General features: G+C 70.2%; 15 protein-coding genes. 6 read left to right on the top strand and 9 right to left on the bottom strand.

What is annotated here, in order from left to right:
* Positions 1-64: 64 nt before the first annotated feature.
* Positions 65-955 carry a LysR family transcriptional regulator gene (locus ITJ62_RS04970; protein WP_194599925.1) on the bottom strand — a complete coding sequence of 297 codons (891 nt, stop codon included), beginning with the start codon at positions 953-955 and terminating at the stop codon, positions 65-67.
* A gap of 89 nt (positions 956-1,044) precedes the next feature.
* Here ITJ62_RS04970 and ITJ62_RS04965 point away from each other — a divergent pair, with 89 nt between their 5' ends.
* The gene (locus tag ITJ62_RS04965; protein WP_194599924.1) at positions 1,045-4,518 is read left to right on the top strand and encodes a bifunctional proline dehydrogenase/L-glutamate gamma-semialdehyde dehydrogenase; all 3,474 of its coding nucleotides are present in this window, start codon (positions 1,045-1,047) and stop codon (positions 4,516-4,518) included.
* A 205-nt stretch (positions 4,519-4,723) separates the two neighbouring features.
* Here ITJ62_RS04965 and ITJ62_RS04960 read toward each other — a convergent pair whose 3' ends face one another.
* Entirely contained in the window at positions 4,724-5,728 is a 1,005-nt protein-coding gene (locus ITJ62_RS04960; protein ID WP_194600284.1) for an aldo/keto reductase, read from the bottom strand.
* 97 nt (positions 5,729-5,825) lie between these two features.
* Between ITJ62_RS04960 and ITJ62_RS04955 the strand changes: the two genes are divergently transcribed.
* Positions 5,826-6,293: an NUDIX domain-containing protein gene (locus ITJ62_RS04955; RefSeq protein ID WP_370581824.1), complete on the top strand. Its 468-nt coding sequence runs from the start codon at positions 5,826-5,828 to the stop codon at positions 6,291-6,293.
* A gap of 10 nt (positions 6,294-6,303) precedes the next feature.
* Complete coding sequence (locus ITJ62_RS04950) at positions 6,304-7,404, top strand: hypothetical protein (protein ID WP_194599923.1); 1,101 nt, start codon at positions 6,304-6,306, stop codon at positions 7,402-7,404.
* Here ITJ62_RS04950 and ITJ62_RS04945 read toward each other — a convergent pair.
* Entirely contained in the window at positions 7,401-8,549 is a 1,149-nt protein-coding gene (locus ITJ62_RS04945) for an acyltransferase (protein ID WP_194599922.1), read from the bottom strand. The two genes, ITJ62_RS04950 and ITJ62_RS04945, sit on opposite strands and share 4 nt — an antisense overlap.
* Before the next feature lie 89 nt (positions 8,550-8,638).
* Between ITJ62_RS04945 and ITJ62_RS19290 the strand changes: the two genes are divergently transcribed.
* The gene (locus tag ITJ62_RS19290; RefSeq protein ID WP_194599921.1) at positions 8,639-10,420 is read left to right on the top strand and encodes a right-handed parallel beta-helix repeat-containing protein; all 1,782 of its coding nucleotides are present in this window, start codon (positions 8,639-8,641) and stop codon (positions 10,418-10,420) included.
* Between the two features lie 57 nt (positions 10,421-10,477).
* Here ITJ62_RS19290 and ITJ62_RS04935 read toward each other — a convergent pair whose 3' ends face one another.
* The 3 genes from ITJ62_RS04935 to ITJ62_RS04925 all read right to left on the bottom strand — a co-directional run bounded on the left by ITJ62_RS04935 (position 10,478) and on the right by ITJ62_RS04925 (position 16,061).
* The gene (locus tag ITJ62_RS04935) at positions 10,478-12,562 is read right to left on the bottom strand and encodes an ABC transporter ATP-binding protein (RefSeq protein WP_370581822.1); all 2,085 of its coding nucleotides are present in this window, start codon (positions 12,560-12,562) and stop codon (positions 10,478-10,480) included.
* 2 nt (positions 12,563-12,564) lie between these two features.
* Positions 12,565-14,301: an ABC transporter ATP-binding protein gene (locus tag ITJ62_RS04930; protein ID WP_194599920.1), complete on the bottom strand. Its 1,737-nt coding sequence runs from the start codon at positions 14,299-14,301 to the stop codon at positions 12,565-12,567.
* A gap of 194 nt (positions 14,302-14,495) precedes the next feature.
* Complete coding sequence (locus ITJ62_RS04925) at positions 14,496-16,061, bottom strand: molybdopterin-dependent oxidoreductase (protein WP_194599919.1); 1,566 nt, start codon at positions 16,059-16,061, stop codon at positions 14,496-14,498.
* Positions 16,062-16,151: 90 nt separating this feature from the next.
* On the opposite strand from ITJ62_RS04925, the gene moaA reads away from it, so the two are divergent.
* Positions 16,152-17,219, top strand: coding sequence for a GTP 3',8-cyclase MoaA (moaA, locus tag ITJ62_RS04920; protein ID WP_064293946.1), 1,068 nt, complete (start codon positions 16,152-16,154; stop codon positions 17,217-17,219).
* The gene (locus ITJ62_RS04915; protein WP_064293945.1) at positions 17,212-17,469 is read left to right on the top strand and encodes a MoaD/ThiS family protein; all 258 of its coding nucleotides are present in this window, start codon (positions 17,212-17,214) and stop codon (positions 17,467-17,469) included. Before moaA ends, ITJ62_RS04915 begins: the two co-directional genes overlap by 8 nt.
* On the opposite strand, the gene ITJ62_RS04910 is transcribed toward ITJ62_RS04915, so the two are convergent.
* The 3 genes from ITJ62_RS04910 to ITJ62_RS04900 are packed head-to-tail and all read right to left on the bottom strand — an operon-like array spanning position 17,466 to position 21,158.
* Positions 17,466-17,933: a BLUF domain-containing protein gene (locus ITJ62_RS04910; RefSeq protein WP_194599918.1), complete on the bottom strand. Its 468-nt coding sequence runs from the start codon at positions 17,931-17,933 to the stop codon at positions 17,466-17,468. The genes ITJ62_RS04915 and ITJ62_RS04910 overlap by 4 nt on opposite strands.
* Before the next feature lie 37 nt (positions 17,934-17,970).
* Positions 17,971-18,513 carry a hypothetical protein gene (locus tag ITJ62_RS04905; RefSeq protein ID WP_194599917.1) on the bottom strand — a complete coding sequence of 181 codons (543 nt, stop codon included), beginning with the start codon at positions 18,511-18,513 and terminating at the stop codon, positions 17,971-17,973.
* 35 nt (positions 18,514-18,548) lie between these two features.
* Positions 18,549-21,158: an excinuclease ABC subunit UvrA gene (locus tag ITJ62_RS04900; RefSeq protein WP_194599916.1), complete on the bottom strand. Its 2,610-nt coding sequence runs from the start codon at positions 21,156-21,158 to the stop codon at positions 18,549-18,551.
* Positions 21,159-21,178: the final 20 nt, after the last annotated feature.

Raw genomic sequence — 21,178 nt, 5'->3', positions numbered from 1 at the left:
CCGGCGGCTGGGAGGCGCACCCCCCTTGCATTCGGTCCCTGAGCCTGTCGAAGGGTGGTCTCGGCTAGGCCGCTGCGGCCTCGAGGGCGGCGCGGAAGGCGACGATCGCCGGGCGGGTGACGCCGGCCTCGCGCGCGGAGGTGAAGATGGTGCGTCGCGGGAGGTCGGGCAGGTCGACGAGGCGACAGCTGGCCGGCTCGCCCGCCCACTGGAGGTCGGGGATGAGGGCGACCGCGTTGCCGGACTCGATCAACCGGATCTGCGCCTGGAGGTCGGCGGTCTGGTAGCGGACGTCAGGCTCAAACCCGGCGCGGCGGCACAACTGCTCGGCGAAGTGTCGCGACGCCGCTCCGTGCGGCTCCATCACCCAGGGGAGGTCGGCCGCATCCTCGATGCGCAGCACCGGGTGGATCTCGTTCGCGACCGGCGGGCACGCGAGTCGGATCGGGTCGGTGGCGAGCTGGCGGCGGTCGAGTCCGGGGTGCCGCGGGGCGGCGTGGGCGGGGTACTGCTCCGCGACGACGACGTCGAAGTCGCGCGCCCAGGTCTCGGCCAGGGCGGTCTCCGGTTCGTGCTGCACCATCTCGACGCGGACGTCCGGGTGGTCGCGTCGCATGGCGCTGAGGGCAGCCGGCATGAGTGCGAGCGCCGCCGACTGGAACACCGCGACACGGATGGTGCCCGACACGGTCGTGAGGGACGCCCCGAGGTCGGCCTCGGCGCGCTCGAGCGTGTCGAGGAGGGCGTCTGTGTGCCCCACCAGGATCTCGGCCTGCGGGGTGAGCTGCACCCGTCGACCGACCTTCCGCAGGAGCTCGACACCGGTCTCCTGCTCGAGGACGGAGAGCTGCTGCGACACGGAGGAGGGGCTGAAGTTGAGGGCTGCGGCGACCTCGGCGATCGTCCCGCGGATCTTGAGTTCGCGCAGGAGGCGGAGCCGTCGGACGTCCAGCACGGTGCCCTCCAAAACCATCGGCTCAACCGATGAATATCATTCGAAAACCTTCGCTGTATCTTATTGGTCCCGACGCCGATACTGGCACCATGACCGACACTCTTGCATCGACGCAGCAGCTCGACCGCGACGCCCTCGCCACCGAGGCCATCGCCCTCGTCCGCCGCTGGCTCCAGACGGCCTCGACGATCCCCGCCGACGCCTCCGCGCAGCAGCTCGCCGGTGTGTTGAAGGACCCGACCGGCCTCGAGTTCACGGTCGGCTTCGTCGACGGCGTCGTGCGTCCGGAGGACCTCCGCGTCGCGGCCCGCACCCTGCAGACGATCGCCCCGAAGGTGCCCGCGTTCCTGCCCTGGTACTTGAAGGCAGCGGTCCGCTGCGGCGGTGCGTTCGCCCCGATCCTGCCCGGCGTCGTCATCCCGATCTCCCGCAAGGTGCTCCGCAACATGGTCGGCCACCTCGTCGTCGACGCCACCGACAAGAAGCTCGGCCCCGCGATCGCGAAGATCAAGACGCCCGGCACGCGGCTCAACGTCAACCTGCTCGGCGAGGCCGTCCTCGGCACGGGTGAGGCGGCACGTCGTCTCGAGGGCACGCACAAGCTGCTCGCGCGCCCCGACGTCGACTACGTCTCCATCAAGGTGTCGTCGACCGTCAGCCCCCACTCGGTCTGGGCGTTCGACGAAGCCGTCGAGCACGTCGTCACGAGCCTCACCCCGCTGTTCGAGCGTGCCGCCAAGGCGACACCTGCGAAGTTCATCAACCTCGACATGGAGGAGTACAAGGACCTCGACCTCACCATCGCGGTCTTCACCAAGCTCCTCGACCTCCCGCAGTTCCACGACCTCGAGGCCGGCATCGTCCTGCAGGCCTACCTGCCCGACGCGCTCTCCGCGATGATCCGTCTCCAGGAGTGGTCGGCCGGTCGCCGTGCCGCGGGCGGCGCCGGCATCAAGGTGCGCATCGTCAAGGGCGCCAACCTCCCCATGGAGCAGGTCGAGTCGTCCCTCCATGACTGGCCGCTCGCCACCTGGTCGACCAAGCAGGACTCCGACACCAACTACAAGCGCGTCGTCGAGTACGCCCTGCACCCCGACCGCATCGACAACGTGCGCATCGGCGTCGCGGGCCACAACCTCTTCGACATCGCCTTCGCCTGGCTGCTCGCCAAGCAGCGGGGCGTCGAGCGCGGCGTCGAGTTCGAGATGCTGCTCGGCATGGCCCAGGGGCAGGCCGAGGCCGTGAAGCGCGACGTCGGCGAGCTCCTGCTCTACACGCCGGTCGTGCACCCGCAGGAGTTCGACGTCGCCATCGCGTACCTCATCCGCCGCCTGGAGGAGGGCGCGAGCCAGGACAACTTCATGTCCGCCGTGTTCGAGCTGAGCGAGAACGAGACCCTCTTCGCCCGTGAGGAGCAGCGGTTCCTCGCGTCGCTCGCCGAGCTGGACACCACCGTCCCCGCGCCGAACCGGCAGCAGGACCGCACGAAGCCCGCCGAGGCCTCCCCGGTCGACGCGTTCGAGAACACCCCCGACACCGACCCCTCGCTCCCCGCGAACCGGGTGTGGGGACGCGACATCCTCACCCGCGTCACGGAGTCGCGGCTCGGGAACGACACCGTCGCCGCGTCCATCCTCGACAGCGTCGAAGCCCTCGACGCCGTGATCGACGGAGCGACTGCAGCGGGCGCCTCGTGGGGCTCGCTCTCCGGCGCCGAGCGTGCGGTCATCCTGCACCGCGCCGGCGACGTCCTCGAGCAGCGTCGCGCCGACCTCATGGAGGTCATGGCGTCCGAGACCGGGAAGACCCTCGACCAGTCCGACCCCGAGGTGTCCGAGGCGATCGACTTCGCCCACTACTACGCTGAGCGCGCCCGCGAGCTCGACCACGTGGACGGCGCGACGTTCAGCCCCGCGAAGCTCACCGTCGTCACCCCGCCGTGGAACTTCCCCGTCGCCATCCCCGCCGGCTCGACCCTCGCGGCACTCGCCGCCGGGTCGCCCGTCATCATCAAGCCCGCCCGTCAGGCACGCCGCAGCGGTGCCGTCATGATCGAGGCGCTGTGGGAGGCCGGTGTGCCGCGCGAGGTGCTCCGTTTCGCGCAGCTGGCCGACAACTCGCTCGGTGAGCGCCTGATCGCCCACCCGACGGTGGAGCGCGTCATCCTCACCGGTGGCTACGAGACGGCGGAGCTGTTCCGTTCCTTCCGCCCCGAGCTGCCGCTCCTCGCCGAGACGTCCGGCAAGAACGCGATCATCGTCACCCCGAGCGCCGACCTCGACCTCGCGGTGAAGGACGTCGTCGCGTCGGCCTTCGGTCACGCCGGCCAGAAGTGCTCGGCCGCGTCGCTCGTGATCCTCGTCGGATCCGTCGCGTCCTCGCGCCGCTTCCGTCACCAGCTCGTCGACGCCGTCACCTCGCTCAAGGTCGGCTACCCGGTCGACCCGACCACGCAGATGGGCCCGATCATCGAGCCGGCGAAGGGCAAGCTGCTCGGCGGCCTGACGACGCTCGGCTCCGGTGAGTCGTGGCTGGTCGAGCCGAAGCAGCTCGACGACAGCGGCAAGCTGTGGAGCCCCGGCGTGCGTGCCGGCGTCGCCCGCGGTTCCGAGTACCACCTCACCGAATACTTCGGCCCGATCCTTGGGATCATGACGGCCGAGACCCTCGAGGAGGCCATCGCCATCCAGAACGAGATCGACTACGGACTCACCGCCGGGCTGCACTCCCTGAACCCGGCCGAGCTGCGTCTCTGGCTCGACGGCATCCAGGCCGGCAACCTGTACGTGAACCGCGGCATCACCGGCGCGATCGTGCAGCGTCAGCCGTTCGGCGGTTGGAAGAAGTCCGCGGTCGGCGCGGGGACGAAGGCCGGTGGCCCGAACTACCTCATCGGCCTCGGCTCGTGGTCGAGCGCCGAGAGCACGGCTGAGCGCACCGTCGGTCGGTCGGCGGAGCGCCGTGGGCCGAAGCCCGCCGTCGCCTCGTTGCTGCGTGCCGCCGACGCGGTGCTCACCGCCGACGAGTTCGCGTTCCTGCGCCGGTCGGTCGCGAGCGACGCTGCAGCGTGGGCGGACGAGTTCGGGGTCGCGAAGGACGTCTCGAAGCTGACCGCCGAGCGCAACGTGTTCCGGTACGTGCCGCGTGAGGTCCACGTGCGTCTCGTGGACGGCGGTTCGGTCGCGGAACTCCTCCGCGTCGTCGCCGCCGGTGCGACCGCGGGCGCGACCGTGCACGTGTCGTCCGCCGTCGCGCTGCCGCCGAAGCTCGTCCCGGCCGTCGAGGCCATCGCCGGTGGGATCACCGTCGAGAGCGAGGACCGCTGGTACGTCACCGCCGCCTCGCTCGTCGGGACGAAGGCCGGCGCGCGCGTCCGGATCATCGGTGGGACGACCGAGGGTGTCGCCCACGCGACCTCCGGCAGCCCCGACGTCGCGATCTACGCGGGCGACGTCACCGAGGCCGGCCGCATCGAGCTGCTGCCGTTCCTCCAGGAGCAGGCGGTCTCGATCACGGCGCACCGCTTCGGCACGCCGAACCACCTCTCGGACGACCTCATCTGATCCGACTCCGCTCGGTTCGCAACTCAGGAACGCCCCGGCGTGTCATTCCGACACGCCGGGGCGTTCTGCGCGACGCGCCGACGTCCTCCTGAGTTGTGAACCTGTCTCAGGAGAACTCCGGCGGGTCGGGTGGGTGCGGGGGCGACGCGCCGGAGCTGTCCTGAGTCAGGGACAAGGTGAAGGGGGCAGGGGAGGGGTTCTGGCGTCAGCGGAGGGTGCCGTGGACGGCGAACTCGTCGATGCGCGCGAGCTCGGCGTCGTCGAAGTCCAAGCGGTGGATCGCCGCGTAGTTGCCCTCGAGCTGCTCGACCGAGCTGGCACCGATGATCGCGGACGTGACCGTGTCGCGACGCAGCACCCACGAGAGCGCCAGCTGCGCGAGCGTCTGGCCGCGTTCTTCGGCGATCGCCTGCAGGCCGCGGGCGCGCTCGAGGTAGGTGTCCGTGATCGACTCCTCGTTGAGGAAGTGGCTCGTCGCCGCACGCGAGTCCGACGGGACCGTTCCGCCGAGGTAGCGGTCGGTCAGCATGCCCTGCGCGAGCGGGCTGAACACGACGGCACCGAGACCGAGGTCGTCGAGGGTGTCGAGCAGACCGTCCTCGACCTCGCGGGAGAACATCGAGTAGCGCGGCTGGTGCACGAGCAGCGGGACGCCGTGCTCACGAAGCGCGGCCGACGCGGCGATGGTCTGCTCGGGGGAGTAGTTCGAGATGCCGGCGTACAGCGCCTTGCCCTGCTTGACCGCCGTCGCGAGCGCACCCATCGTCTCCTCGATCGGGGTCTCCGGGTCGGGGCGGTGCGAGTAGAAGACGTCGACGTACTCGACGCCGATACGGCCGAGGCTCTGGTCGAGCGAGGACAGCATGGTCTTGCGCGAGCCCCACTCGCCGTAGGGCCCCTGCCACATGTAGTAGCCGGCCTTCGAGGTGATGATGATCTCGTCGCGGTGGGCCGCGAGGTCCTCCGCGAAGATGCGGCCGAAGGCGGTCTCGGCGGAACCCGCGGGCGGGCCGTAGTTGTTGGCGAGGTCGAAGTGGGTGATCCCGAGGTCGAAGGCGCGGCGCACGATGGCCCGCTGGACCTCGATGCTGCGGCCTTCGCCGAAGTTGTGCCAGAGACCGAGGGACAGCGCGGGGAGGCGCAGTCCGCTGCGGCCCACGCGGCGGTAGGTCATGTCGTCGTAACGGGTTTCGGCTGCTTCGTAGGGCATGGTCTGCGCTTTCATCATCGAATCGTCGTGGTGCCGGGAGCAAGCGTACCGTGATCGTTCACGGCCGAGCCGGTGCAGCGTCGAGTAACGTGAGCACGTGTCGTCCACCACGCTTCCACCCGCTGGAGAGCCCATGCCGCACCCGCGCTCCGGATGCGGCGTCGCGATCGTCCGCGAGGGTCGGATCCTCCTGCTCGAGCGCCTCCGCGAGCCCGAGGTCGGTTCCTGGGGCATCCCCGGTGGGAAGGTCGACTGGATGGAGCGCCTCGAGGACGCCGTCCGCAGGGAGGCCCTGGAGGAGACCGGGCTCGAGCTCGGCTCGATCGAGCTCTTGTGCGTCGTCGACCATTTCGAGGAGGCACTGCAGCAGCACTGGATCTCGCCGGTGTACCTCGCGGAGGACACCGTCGGCGAGCCAGAACTCCGAGAGCCGGAGAAGCACGGCGGTCTCCGGTGGTTCCCGCTCGACGCGTTGCCGGAACGGGTGACCGTGTCCACGGTGGCGGCGGTCGAAGCGATCGCGCGGTCTCGCGGATCCAGACGCCCGGACGGCGCCGACTCGTAGACTCGGGCGCGTGACCGATCACCCGTCGTCCGACGCCCGCAACGACTTCGTCACCTTCGACGCGCTCCGGGCGGAGGCCGTCGAGCAGCCGGTCCGACGTGGAGCGGGCGCATGGGGCTTCTTCGGCACGGTGGCGATCGTGATCGGCGCCCTGTTGATCCCGGTCGCGCTCGTCAGCACCTGGGCGGACACGATGCTCCGCGACACCGACGCGTTCGTCGACACCCTCGCCCCACTGGCCACGGACCCCGCCGTCCAAGCCTTCGTGGGGGACCAGGCACTCGCCGCGCTGGAGAGTCAGGTCGACCTCGATGCGGCGGCTGCAGCGCCGGCCGACCTCGCGGCGACCCTCGCGCTCCCGCCGGCGATCTCGGAGGTGCTCGGCGCGATCGGTGGTGACACCGCGGATGCACTGCGCGAGGTCCTGCGTCGGAACGTCGCCGAGTTCGCGGCCTCGCCCGCCTTCGCGACCGCCTGGACCGAAGCCCTCCGCGTCACGCATGAGCAGCTCGTCGCGGGCGTCTCCGGTTCCCAGGGCGCGGTCATCGACGTCTCGGCTGAGCAGGGCCTTGGCGTGCAGTTGGGACCGATCGTCTCCGCGACCCGCACGTGGCTGGTCGACGCGGGGTTCGGCTTCGCGGCCGTCATCCCGGACGTCGACCGCGTGGTCGACGTCGTCCCGGCAGCGCAGGTCGCGCCGGTGCTCGATGGTATCCGCGTGATCGAGACGGCGGCTGGTTGGTCGCCCTGGCTCTCGATCGGGCTCCTCGTGCTCGGGGTGATCCTGCTCTGGCTGGGGCGCCGCAACCCGAGCCGGACCGTCGCCGGAGCCGCGATCGGCGTGCTGCTCGCGGCGGGCCTGACGCTCATCCTGCTCGGCACTGCTCGGCTCGCCCTCGTGTTCGCGGTGTCGGTCGCGATCCCCGGCGGCGTCGGGGACGCGGCGGCGTCACTGCTGCTGGGCCCGCCGACCGATGCAGCCTGGTCCGTGCTCTGGGTGTCGCTCGCCGTGGCCGTACTCGCCTTCGTCAGCGCCGCGTTGCGGCTCCCCGAGCGCATCGGGCAGGGCGTTCGGTCGGCGCGGGGTCCGCTGTCGGGCACGAACGCCTAAGCGCCCGTCGCCGATCCGTCGGCATGGACGGCCCGGCTCGTGCGCGGTGCTGCGAGTCTCCGATGCCACGGCACCTCCACGAGCGTGTGGAGCAGCCAGGACGCGGCGAGGATCGAGCCGAACCAGGCCAGGATGATCGGCGCCCGGAGGAAGAGCGGCATGCCGTCGACGGCGTTCGGCGTGATCGCCTTCGACAGCAGGATGAGTACGAAGACGTGCACGAGGTACGTGGAGAACGAGAGCTGCCCCAGGACGCGCGCGGGGCGACTGCGCAGCACCGCGGTGGAGCGCGGGCTCGCGACCGCCAGGCCTCCGACGATGATCCCCGCGAAGGTGATCGCGGCCCAGGCTCGTGGTGCTCCCGGCTCGAGTGCGATCGCCGCCACCACCAGGCCGGCGGCGCCTCCCGCAGCGACCCATGCCGCTCGCTGGGTGGCCGGGAGGGTCGCCGTCCACTCCGCCACGCAGATGCCGAGCGCGAAACAGCACAGCACTCGGACAGCAGGGGTGGCCATGCCGTTCATGGCCGATGGGGCGAGGGCGGCGGCGATCGTCGTCGTGGAGACGAGCCCGACAGAGAGGGCGATCATCGGGACCGGGCCGCGCATCCGGCCGCGGAAGGCGAGGGCGAACACCGGGAACAGGATGAACGCGAGGAACTGGGCCGACAGTGACCATGCGGGCGGGTTCCACCACAGTGCTTCGCCGAACCACGCGCGGGTGAGGGTGAGTTCGGCGAGGAGGCCGATGGGCGGGAACGCCCCGTCGTCCGTTGGGACACCGACCATCGCCCCGCCGACACAGAGCAGCGCGAAGGCGAGGAGCACGGCCACGTGTGCCGGGTAGAGGCGCGCCACGCGGTTCCGGAGGTAGCGACCGTAGGCAGGCCAGGTCCAGCGCCGATCCAGGTAGGCCCGGGCGATCGTGTACCCGCTCAGGACGAAGAAGACGTCCACGGCGAGTCCGGTGTGGGCCATCGGCGCGAGCCACGAGAGCTCGGGGAGCACGGAGAACAGCCAGTCCGCGGAGTGTGAGCACACCACCCACCAGGCGGCGATGGCGCGGGCACCGGCGAAGGCGGTGTGGTCGATGCGAGGTGCCGGTCGGCGGCCCGGTCCGGTCGCGCGGTTCGCGGGTGACGGCATGATGCTCCTGAGTGGTCGGGCGGCGGTGAACGCCCCGGACTCTCATCCTAAGATGCTTTTGTACCTCATGCTTCTGTACTGTATGGATTGTGGACAAGACATCACGACGCGACGGGACAGCTCGGTGGCGGAGGACCGGAGCGGGAGCCGACCCGACCCCGGAACCCGAACCGACGGCCGTCGAGCCCGAGCCCGAGCCCGATCCCGATCCGGACCCCGAGGCCCCGTCGTCACCACCCGACCCCGACCCCGCGCCGTCGGCGCCGACCGGGAGCGCGGACGCCCAGGCCGCCCCGCCCGTCGAACTCGTGCTCGAAGGTCCCGGAATCGACCCGACCGGCGCCTCCGTCAGCACCACTGCGGTCCTCGCCTGGTTCGCGGCCGTCCCGGCCGGCAGTACCGTGATCGTCCGCGGCGGCGACGTCATCGCCGTGGACGCGACGATCAGGATCGACCGTCGCGTCCATCTCCGCGGGCGCGGCGAGCTGCGGTTCGTCGGAGGTGTCGAGGCGGCCCCGGCGCTGAAGCTCATCGTGTCGGGCAGCTCGGTGACCGGTGTCCGGGTCAGCTACGCGGGCCCGCCGGCGTCGAGCACGGGTGAGCGCAACACCGGGATCAGCATCTGGGCGAGCGAGGTCCTGATCGACGGCGTCATCGTCGACGGGTTCCAGAACGGCATCGCCGTGCAACCGTCAGGCGAGTTCGAGGGCGTCGTCATCTCCGCGTGCCATGTCCTGAACATCGTCGGCTCGGGCGGAGGGCGAGGCTCCGCCTCCTCCGCGGGCGAGGATCGCGGCGACGGCATCACCGTCTGGGGTGCGCGATCGGCGATCGTGGGCAACATCGTCTCGGCCGCCCCCGGCACCGACGCACGGGTCGGCATCCATGCCGAGAACCTGCCCGACTACGCGGTCGACCCCGGGTCCTGGGCCGACTCGATGGTCGCGATCGAGGGCAATGTCGTCACCGGGCCGTTCCGCCGGTCCATCGCCGTCGAGGGCATGGCCCACACCGTCGTGACCGGCAACACCGTGTCCGACGCGACCTGGTGGGGACTCGCCGTCATCGACACCCGATCCGTCGCCCTGGTCGCGAACACGGTGCGCTGGACACGCACGACCGACGACGACCAGGGGTCCGCCTGGGGGCCGAAGCGCTGCCCGGTGATGATCTACCGCGACGCGCAGGGAACCGTGGTCTCCGGGAACGTCATCGAGATCCGCGGCGTCGCGGCGGCGGGCATCATGGCCCAGGCGGCGACACCGCCCCGCGGTTCGACCACCGTCATCGGTGCCGTCGACGCGCTCATCACCGAAAACGTGGTCCGCATCGCCGGCGGCACCTGCCCGATCGGGATCGCGCTCGATCGGACGAGACAACCCGTCGTCTCAGGCAACCGCGTCGCCGTCACGCTCGCATCGGGCTCGGTGGGCGGTGTCGTGTCGTATCTCGCCGAGGATGCGGTGGTCTCCGACAACTCCATCACCGGGGCCGCGACCTCCAACGGGTTCGGGGTGCTCCATCAGGGTGCCGGCTCGATCGTGGTCATGGGGAACCGCATCGACCGCATCCGGGTGGCGGTCGCCGTGAGCAACTGCACCGGTGGCGCGACGATCATCGGCAACACGGGACGCGAATGCGAGTACGGCCTCGACACCTTCGGCACGACCGGGCATTCGGTGGTGCAGGGCAACCGTTGGGAGACGACCAACACGGCGCACGCGAACGCGCAGCCGAACACGAGCTACCTCTCCACGCGCCACATGGGGCTCGCGCGGCCGTACGGCGGTCGCTCCGGCGACATCCTCGTGGGGAACGGACGACTGTGGGTGAACGATCAGGGCACCTGGCGGTCGACCACCCTCAGCTGAACCGACGGGCGGGCGCTCGGGAATCGAGTGCCCGCCCGTCGTGGCGTCGGTGTCGGATCAGCTGCGTGGTGCGTGCGCCGTGTCGGACCCGCTGGCGACGGCTGCCTCGTCGATCGCCGACTGCTCCTCGCCGCCGCGGAACTGCGTGCGGTAGAGCTCGGCGTACGCGCCGTCGACCTCGAGGAGCTGCGCGTGCGAGCCTTGTTCGACGATCCGTCCGTTCTCCATGACGAGGATCGTGTCCGCGTCGCGGATGGTCGACAAGCGGTGGGCGATGACGAACGAGGTGCGGTCGGAGCGCAGTGCGGCCATCGCGTGTTGCACGAGGAGTTCCGTCCGGGTGTCGACGGAGGACGTCGCCTCGTCGAGGATGAGCAGCTTCGGCTTCGCGATGAACGCGCGGGCGATCGTGATGAGCTGGCGTTCACCGGCCGAGACGCTGCCGCCGTCCGCGTCGAGCACGGTGTCGTACCCGTCGGGCAGCTGCCGCACGAAGCGGTCGACCATCGTCGCCTCAGCCGCCTCGACGACCTCAGCGTCGCTCGCGCCCAGTCGGCCGTACCGGATGTTCTCGCGGATCGTCCCCTCGAACAGCCAGGCGTCCTGCAGCACCATCCCGACCTGCGACCGCAGCTCGGCGCGGGTCAGGGCGGTGATGTCGACGCCGTCGAGCAGGATGCGACCGCCGGTGAGTTCGTAGAACCGCATGACGAGGTTCACGAGGGTCGTCTTGCCGGCCCCGGTCGGGCCGACGATCGCGACGGTCTGACCCGGCTGCGCGGAGAAGGAGAGATCCTCGATGAGCGGCTTCTCGGGGTCGTAGCTGAAGGAGACGCCGTCGAACTCGACGTGGCCGTCGGTGTGCTCGGGCAGGTGTGCGTCCGCGGTCTCCGGGTCCTGTTCCTCGGCGTCGAGCAGCTCGAAGGTGCGCTCGGCGGATGCGACGCCCGACTGCAGCTGGTTCGCCATCCCGGCGATCTGGCTGAGCGGCTGCGAGAACTCACGCGAGTACTGGATGAACGCGGTCGCGTCGCCGAGGGTCATCTGGCCGGAGGCGACCCGGAGGCCGCCCACGACGGCGATGAGCACGTAGGACAGGTACGACACGAAGGTCATCGCCGGCATGATCATGCCGGACACGAACTGCGCGCCGAACGCCGCCGTGTAGAGCTTCTCGTTGCGCTCGTCGAACTCGGCGAGCATCTCCTTGTCGCGACCGAAGACCCGCACGAGCTCGAGGCCCGAGAACGACTCCTCGATGTGCCCGTTGAGCGAGCCGGTGTTCTTCCACTGCGCGGTGAAGAGCTTCTGCGAGCGGGAGCCGATGACCCCGGCGATCAGCGCGGACAACGGCAGCGCGATCAGCGCGATGAGTGCGAGCTGCCACGACACGATGAACATCATCGCCGTGATGCCGAGCACCGTGAGGGCCGACTGCACGAGTTGCGAGAACGCCTGTTGGAGGGCGGTCTGGATGTTGTCGACGTCGTTCGTGACGCGCGACATGAGGTCGCCGCGCTGACGGGTGTCGAAGTAGCTCAGGGGGAGGCGGTTGAGCTTGCGCTCGATGTCGCGGCGGAGCGTGTAGACCACGCGCATGACGAGCCCGTTGAGGATGTACCCCTGCGCCCAGTTGAGGATCGACGCGACGATGTACATGCCGAGCACGATGATGATCAGGCGGCCCAGCAGGGTGAAGTCGATGCCCTGACCCGGGGTGATGTCCGACTTCTCGAGCATGTCCGCGTACTGGTCGTTGCCGGCTGCCCGTGCCTGGTCGACGACCTGGTCGAGCGTCGCGCCGGCCGGGAGCTGCGACCCCATCACGCCGTTGAAGATCGCGTCCATCGCGAGACCGAGGATCTTCGGGGCGATGACCGTGAGCACGACCGAGAGCACGACGAGTCCGACGACGATGCTCATCTTGACCTTCTCGGGGGCGAGGAGACCGACGAGTCGCTTCGCGGAGGGCCAGAACTGCTCGGCCTTCTTCGACGGTGTGCCGCCGAACATGTCGCCGTCGGACTCACCCGGGGTGAACTCCGGTGCGAGCGCCTCCTCCTCAACCGCGTTCAGCTCGGGAGCCTGAGCGGTGTCCTTCGAGGCGCCGGAGGAGCGCTTGTCACGTGGTGAACGGGCCATGGTCACGCCACCCCTTCCACAGCGAGCTGCGATTGGACGATCTCGCGATACGTCTCGTTGGATTCCAGGAGTTCGTCGTGGGTGCCGCGGCCGACGATGCCGCCGTCGTTCATGACGATGATGTGGTCGGCCTCGCGGATCGTCGCGATGCGCTGCGCGACGATGATGACGGTCGCGTCGGCGGTGCTGTCGCCGAGGGCTGCCCGGAGTCGGGCGTCGGTGGCGACGTCGAGGGCCGAGAACGAGTCGTCGAAGAGGTAGACCAGGGGCTTCGCGACGAGGGCCCTGGCGATGCACAGGCGCTGACGCTGGCCGCCGGAGACGTTCGTGCCACCCTGGGCGACGCCGTCGTTCAGCATCTTCGGCTTCGCGCGGACGAAGTCCTCAGCCTGCGCGACGTCGAGGGCGCTCCACAGCTCGTCGTCGGTGGCGTCGGGACGTCCGAATCGGAGGTTCGAGGCGATCGTGCCCGAGAACAGGTACGGCTTCTGCGGCACGATCCCGACGACCCCGGCGATCTGCTGCCGGGTGAGCTGCGAGACGGGGACGCCGTCGATGGTGACGTGGCCCTGCTGCGGGTCGTAGAGGCGCGGGATGAGCGAGAGGAGCGTCGTCTTGCCGGAGCCGGTCGAGCCGACGATCGCGGTGGTCTTGCCGGGCTCCGCCGTGAACGTCACGTCCGACAGGACCGGTCGCTCCGCGCCGGGGTAGCCGAAGGTGACGCCGGTGAACTCGACCCGTCCGACCGACGGCACGCGGATGTCGGTGCTCGTCGGCACGGTGAGGCTCGGCTCGGTGTCGAGGACGCTCTGGATGCGCTCGGCGCACACGACCGCGCGAGGGATCATCATGACCATGAAGACGCCCATCATCACCGAGGTGAGGATCTGGAGCAGGTACTGGAGGAACGCGGTGAGTGAACCGATCTGCATCTGTCCGGCGTCCACCCGCTGGCCCCCGAACCAGAGCACGGCAGCCGTCGCCAGGTGCAGGACCATCATGATGACCGGGAACATGAGGACGAAGATGTTGCCGACCTTGATCGACACCCGGGTGAGCGCCTCGTTCGCGCGGTCGTACCGCTCCGACTCGAACGGCTCGCGGACGAACGCCCGGACGACGCGGATGCCGATGATCTGCTCGCGCAGCACGCTGTTGATGCCGTCGATGCGGTCCTGCATCTGGCGGAACAGCGGCATGAGGAGGTAGACCAGGAACCCGACGATGATGAACAGCACCGGCACGGAGACCCACACGAGCCACGACAGCCCCGCGTCCTCGCGGAGCGCCATGATGATGCCGCCGACGCACATGATGGGCGCGGACACCATGAAGTTGAGGGTCATGAGGACGAGCATCTGGACCTGCTGGACGTCGTTCGTGCCGCGCGTGATGAGCGTCGCGCTGCCGAAGCCGCCGATCTCGAGGGCGCCGAGCGAGTCGACCTTCCGGTAGAACTCCCGGCGCAGGTCGCGGCCGATGGCCATGGCGGTGCGTGCGCCGAAGTAGACCCCGCCGATGGCTGCGGCCACCTGGACGAGGCAGACGAGCAGCATGGTTATGCCGGTGGACCAGATGAAGTCCGTGTCGCCCCGGGAGACGCCCTGGTCGATGATCTGGGCGTTCAGGCTGGGGAGGTAGAGGGCTGCGATCGTCGAGACGAGCTGCAGCACGAACACCGCGACCACCCAGGCCGCGTACGGCTTGGCGTGTCGGAGGGCGAGGGCGAGGAGGGCCACGTGAGGTCCTTAGACGGTTCGTGTCCGGCGCGGGGCATCGCGCGGACGGGTGAAGAGGTGGAGCGGGCCTGGCGCGAGACCAGTGCTCCGGTCGGCGGCGCAGCCGGACGGGAGCGTGAGGGACGTGCCCGAGTGACGATACTCCGCGCCGGTGACACGGTGGTGTCCCGGTTCGGAATCGTGATGATCTCGGGTCAGTCGACGCCGACGGAGATGGTGTGCCAGCCCTCCGCGCCGTCGGGGACGACGTCGACGGGGGTCTCGCTCTGCGTCTTCCCGGCGGCATCGGTCGCGCGCACGGCGATGGTGTGGTCGCCGGCCGGGGCGTCCCACTGGAGGACCCACTGCACCCAGGTGTCGTCGGAGATGGCGGTCGCGAGCGTCGTGTCGAGCCAGTCGCCGTCGTCGATCCGGACCTGGACCCGGTTCACGCCCGTGTGCTGCGCCCAGGCGACGCCGGCGATCGCGACGTTCCCCGCCGCGACACGTCCACCGTTGCGCGGCACGTCGATGCGCGACTCCGTCTTGATGGGCCCGCGCTCGGACCAACCGCGGTCGGTCCAATAGGCCCGGGCGTCCGCATAGCGGGTCACTTCCAGCTCGACGACCCACTTCGTGGCGGAGACGTAGCCGTACAGGCCCGGGACGACCATGCGCACCGGGAAGCCGTGCTGCAGGGGGAGGGGTTGTCCGTTCATCCCGACGGCGAGAAGGCTGTCGCGGTCCTCGTCCTGCAGGACCTCGAGCGGAGTGCCGGCGGTGAACCCGTCGATGCTCCGCGACAGGACCATGTCGGCTCCGGCCTTGGGCTTCGCGCGGGCGAGCAACTCGCGGATCGGATACCCGAGCCAGAGCGCATTGCCGATGAGGTCGCCGCCGACGGGGTTCGAGACGCAGGTCAGCGTGATGATCGACTCCTGGAGTGGGAGGGCGAGGAGTTCCTCGAACCCGATCTCGACCTCCTGCTCGACCATGCCGGTGATCTTGAGGCTCCAGGTCGAGGGGTCGATGTTCGGCACCTGGAGGGCGGTGTCGATGCGGTAGAAGGAGTCGTTCGCGGAGACGACCGGGGTGAGTCCGTCGATACCGAGTTCGGCTCCGGCCGGGACCGGCGGTGCGGCGACGGCGGCCGTCGGGAGCTTGAGCGCCTTCCGGATGGTCTCCACGGCGACCGCTCCGGCCGAGGCGACGCGCGCGCCGACGCCGACGACGAGGGCGCCGACCGCGGTGCCGCCGAGCAGGACGAGGAAGGAGCGCCGGGGGAGTTCGGCCCGCGAGGCGCCGACGACCGGCCGGGCTTCGTCCGCGACCGTCGCGTCGTCCCAGGTGCGGAGCCGGGTCACGAGCAGTCGCAGGACGAGGATGCCGACCGCGGTACCGACGACGCTCGGGAACGCCCAGTCGAGGCCCGCGTCGGCGCGGGTGATCGTTGCGACGACTGCGACGACGCCGACGAGCGCGAGCGCGATGCTGCCGACCACCGGTCGACGCTCCTCGAGGATCCCGATCCCGACGGCGAGGGCCGCGACCAGGACGCCGAGCACGATGAGCAGCACGAGCTTGTCGTTGGTGCCGAACAGGGCGATGACGAGGTCCTTCACCCAGCCGGGCACGAGGTCGATCACGAGGGAGCCGACAGCGAGCAGCGGCGAGCTCGCGGGGGCGACGAAGGCCGCGACGGCCTCGGCCGAGCCGAGGGTGGCGACGGCTGCGACGACGCCGGACGCGCCGGCGAGCAGGGTGCGGCGGCGGGGCTCCATGTCCGTCATGCTACGCGCGCCCACTGGGCGTTCCTCCCCGAAGCGGCTCTAGAGGGGCGAGTCGGCCGTCCATCCCCGTACCCTGGGGGGATGACCACAGTCGGGCTCGGAATCCCACGCATCGGGTCGCCGCTCAGGCACATCCCGGACGCTGCCGGGCGCCCCGACGTCGACGGCCTCATCGACCGCTTCGGCCGGGTCGCCCGCGACCTCCGGGTGTCGATCACGGAGAAGTGCTCCCTGCGCTGCACGTACTGCATGCCCGAGCAGGGTCTCCCGGCGATCGCTCGCGACGATTTGTTGACGCCCACCGAGATCGGTCGCCTCGTCGAGATCGCCGTCCGCGACCTCGGCGTGCACGACATCCGCTTCACGGGCGGCGAGCCGCTCATGCGCCCCGACCTCGCGGAGATCATCGCCCGCAGCTCGGCTGTCGCCGGCGACGCCTCGATCTCCATGACGACGAACGGCATCGGACTCGACAAGCGCGTCGACGAGCTCGTGGCCGCCGGGCTCACCCGCGTCAACATCTCCCTCGACACCGTCGACCGCGACCATTTCGCGCGGCTCACGCGTCGCGACCGCCTCCCCGCCGTCCTGGCCGGCATCGAGGCCGCCAAGCGCGCCGGGCTGACGCCGCTGAAGATCAACGCCGTCCTCATGCGCGACACGCTCGACGGCGCGGTCGCCCTCCTGTCCTGGGCGATCGAGAACGGTTGCCGCCTCCGGTTCATCGAGCAGATGCCGCTCGACGCCGACGAGGCCTGGGTGCGCGAGAACATGGTCGACGCGGCCGAATTGCTCGACGTCCTCGGCTCCCGCTTCACGCTCACGGCTCCGCATCGCGAGGACCCGTCCGCTCCCGCCGAGGAGTGGCTCGTCGACGGCGGCCCGGCGACGGTCGGCATCATCGCCTCGGTCACGCGCTCGTTCTGCGACGACTGCGACCGCACGCGGCTCACGGCCGAGGGGACGATCCGCTCCTGCCTCTTCGGCGACGACGAGACCGACCTCCGGGGCATGTTGCGTTCGGGTGTCGAGGACGTCGAGATCGCGGACCGCTGGCGCGCGGCGATGTGGCACAAGCAGGCCGGGCACCGCATCGCGTCGCCCGACTTCGTCCGTCCGGAGCGGAGCATGGGAGCGATCGGTGGCTGAGACGACGACCCTGCAGGTGCTCGTGCGCTACTTCGCCGCTGCCGAGGAGGCCGCCGGCGTCCCCGAGGAGTCCTTGCCGGCGGTCGCGACGGTGGGTGAACTGAAGTCCGTGCTGCTGGAGCGCTACGGCGACGCGATGGCCAAGGTGCTCGCTTCAGGCTCGTTCCTCGTCGACGGCGTCGTCAGTCGCGACGACGCCCGTCCGCTCGGCGCCCGCGTCGACGTCCTCCCACCCTTCGCCGGCGGCTAGGACGGCGACGTCGCCGAGCGACCACGCTCGGCCAGGGCGCGGGTGGCGCGGTGTTGGAACCATCGAACGAGGTCCAGGATGCGATGGCGCCGTGCGTCCGATTCGTCCTCGTGCGACGCCCGGTAGCCGGGGATCGAATCGATCGGGTAGTCGTCGAGGTTCTCGCAGCGCATGGTCCAGTCGGGGAACCGCCGGTACTCGATCTCCTCCTCGACCAGGACCCGTAGCCCGCTGTGTCGGGTGTCCTCGTGCAACCGCTGCAGCACATGGCGAACGACCGCAGGGGGCCCTTCGATCACCTGGAAGAAGTCGTCGCCTCGCACGGCGAGCATGCCGGTGAGGCCCGAGCGTCCGTTGTTGTCGCGGGACTGCCGGAGGATCGCTTCGAGTGCGGTCTGGGTCAGCGGTTCAGCGGACGTGCTCACGTAGGTCACGGAGAGGAACGCGGATTCGGGCTGCGTCATACTCCGTGACCTTACACGTCAGGTGTCGGATAGGTGCTCATCGCGAGGCCTGCCAAGCGCGACGGGCCACCCCGGCCGACCGGAACATCAGGATCAGCGAGGAGATCGCACCGACGGCGGTCGCCAGGAACGCCACGAGTGCGAGCATCTGGAGCAGTTCGCCGATCGACGACGACCGGCCGACGTACGGCGGGATCTCGTCGGACACGGTGTTCCCGACGCCGAAACCGGCGACGAACATGGCGAGGAGACCGAGCCAGACGAGCATGGATCCGAGGGTCGCGACGTGGACCCAGTGCGTGCCGAGCCGTCCGCGCCACCCGAAGGAGGTGAACACCAGGATGGCCGTGAGACCGAGCAGGAACGCGATCGCGACTCCGACGAGCCCGACGGCCAGGGTGGTGGGCGTGAACACCCCGTAGATCGCCTCGAGGCCGTAGGAGTCGTCCGTCATCGCGAGCGGTGCCCAGATGAGTTCCTCGATGGGAGCGAGCACCAGCATCACTGTCGCGGCGACCGCCCAGACGACGACGGCGATGCGCTGGGCGCGGAGGTCACGGTGTGCATCGGTCGTCTGCATGGACTCCACGCTAGGCGCTCGGCGTCGGCGGGATGTCATCCCGCCGACGCGTCCTCCGGTGACGGTGCGGCACCGAGCATCGCCAGTCGCTTCGCCAGGTAGGGCGCGGTGCGGCTGTCGGGGTCTGCGGCGACGGCGTCCGGGGTGCCTGCGGCCACGATGCGCCCACCCGCGTCGCCGCCGGACGGTCCGAGGTCGATCACCCAGTCGGCCGCCGCGACGACGTCCATCTCGTGCTCGACCACGACGACGGTGTCACCGGAGTCGACGAGCGCGTTCAGCTGCGCCAGCAGACGACGGACGTCGGCCGGGTGGAGGCCGGTCGTCGGCTCGTCGAGGAGGTAGAGGGTGTGACCGCGTCGCACCCGCTGGAGTTCCGTCGCGAGCTTGATGCGCTGCGCCTCGCCGCCCGACAGCTCGGTGGCCGGCTGGCCGAGCCGCAGGTATCCCAGGCCGACCTCGAGCAGGGTGCGGAGGCTGCGCGCCGCCGCCGGGACGGCCGCGAGGAACTCGGCCGCCTGCTCGACGGTGAGTGCGAGGACGTCTGCGATCGACTTCCCGTCGTAGGTGACCTCGAGGGTCTCGGCGTTGTACCGAGCGCCGTCACAGGTCGGGCACTTCCCGTAGCTGCCGGGCAGGAACAGCAGCTCGACCGACACGAAGCCCTCACCGAGGCAGGTCTCGCACCGGCCTCCCGCGACGTTGAACGAGAACCGGCCGGCCGTGTAGCCGCGTTCGCGGGCGAGGTCCGTGGCGGCGAAAGCCGCGCGGACGGCGTCGAACAATCCGGTGTAGGTCGCGAGGTTCGACCGCGGCGTTCGACCGATGGGCTTCTGGTCGACCCGGACGAGGCGGTCCACGTGCTCGAGCCCTCGCGCCCGGCGGACGGTGAGCGTGTCCGCGTGGCCGTCCGGCACCGTCGCCTCCGCCAGGCCGGAACCCTCGGTCGCATCCGGATCGGTGGGCACCTCGTCGTCATCGTCTGCGACGTCGTCCGCACCCCGACCGTCTGCCCGCAGGTGATCGCGCACGACGTCGCGGAGGACCCGGCTCACGAGGGTCGACTTGCCGGAACCGGAGACACCGGTGACGGCGACGAAGGTCCCGAGGGGGATCGAGGCGTCGACGCCGGCGAGGTTGTGGAGCGTGATGCCCTCCACCTCGAGCCAGTCGCGCGCCTCACGGAGTGCTCGACGCTCGGGAGCCGGACCGTGCTGTTCGGGGAAGAGGAACGGACGGGTCGCCGAGGCCTCGACCTCGGCGAGACCCTCGACGGCCCCGCTGTAGAGCACGTCGCCGCCACCCTCGCCTGCACCGGGGCCGACGTCGACGATCCAGTCCGCGTTCCGGACGACGTCCATGTTGTGCTCGACGACGTAGACCGAGTTGCCCGAGCGCTTCAGCTGCTCCAGCACCTCGAGGAGGGGCTCCGCATCGGCCGGGTGCAGACCCGCTGACGGTTCGTCGAGGACGTAGACCACGCCGAAGAGCCCGGAGCGCAGCTGGGTCGCGAGCCGGAGCCGTTGCATCTCGCCGGGGGAGAGCGTCGTCGTCACGCGCCCGAGCCCGAGGTAGCCGAGTCCGAGGTCGGTGAGCACGCGGATGCGCGCGAGGAGATCGGTCGTGATGGCGACGGCGACGTCGGTGCGCTCGCCGGAGAGCGTGGTCGGGAGCGCGGGCGCCGCGTCCTTCAGCTCCGTGGTGGGGCGGATGACCTCGGCGAGCTCCGTCATCGGCAAGGCGTTGAGCTCGGCGATGGTGCGGCCGGCGAAGGTGACCGCGAGCGCCTCGCGGCGGAGTCCCGTGCCGTGGCAGAGCGGGCACGGACCCGAGCGCACGAACTGCAGCACCTTGTTCCGCATCATCTGACTCTTCGAGTCGGAGAGGGTGTGGAAGACGTACTGCTTGGCGCTCCAGAACATCCCGTTGTACGGCTTCGCGACGCGGTCTCGTTGCGGCGTGATCTGCACGACCGGCTGCTCCTCGGTGAAGAGGATCCAGTCGCGGTCCTCCTGGTCGAGCTCCCGCCAGGGGCGGTCGACGTCGTATCCGAGGGCGATGGTGATGTCGCGGAGGTTCTTCGCCTGCCAGGCGCCCGGCCACGCGGCGATCGCGCCCTCGCGGATGCTCAGCGAGGGGTCGGGCACGAGGGAGTCCTCGGTGACCGTGTGTGCGACGCCGATGCCGTGGCACTCCGGGCAGGCGCCGACGGCGGTGTTGGGGGAGAAGGCGTCCGAGTCGAGTCGGGTCGTGAACCCCTCGGGGAAGGTGCCGGCGCGCGAGAAGAGCATGCGGAGCGAGTTCGAGAGGGTCGTCACCGTGCCGACGCTGGAGCGCGAGCTGGGGGCGCCGCGTCGCTGCTGCAGGGCGACCGCCGGTGGCAGGCCGGAGATCGAGTCGACGTGCGGGTCGTGACCCTGCTGGATCAACCGTCTGGCGTACGGGGCGACGGACTCGAGGTACCGTCGCTGCGCCTCGGTGAAGATGGTGCCGAACGCGAGCGACGACTTGCCCGAGCCGGAGACACCGGTGAAGGCGACGATCGCATCGCGCGGTACGTCGACGTCCACGTTGCGGAGGTTGTTCTCGTTGGCTCCCCGGACGCGGACGAACGGGTCGGATGCTTCGGGAGCGTGTTCGGGCATCAGATCACCCTACGTCGCCG

Source organism: Plantibacter sp. VKM Ac-2876 (genome assembly GCF_015350715.1).
GTDB lineage: Bacteria > Actinomycetota > Actinomycetes > Actinomycetales > Microbacteriaceae > Plantibacter > Plantibacter auratus.
This window is presented reverse-complemented; position numbering and strand designations above follow the sequence as displayed.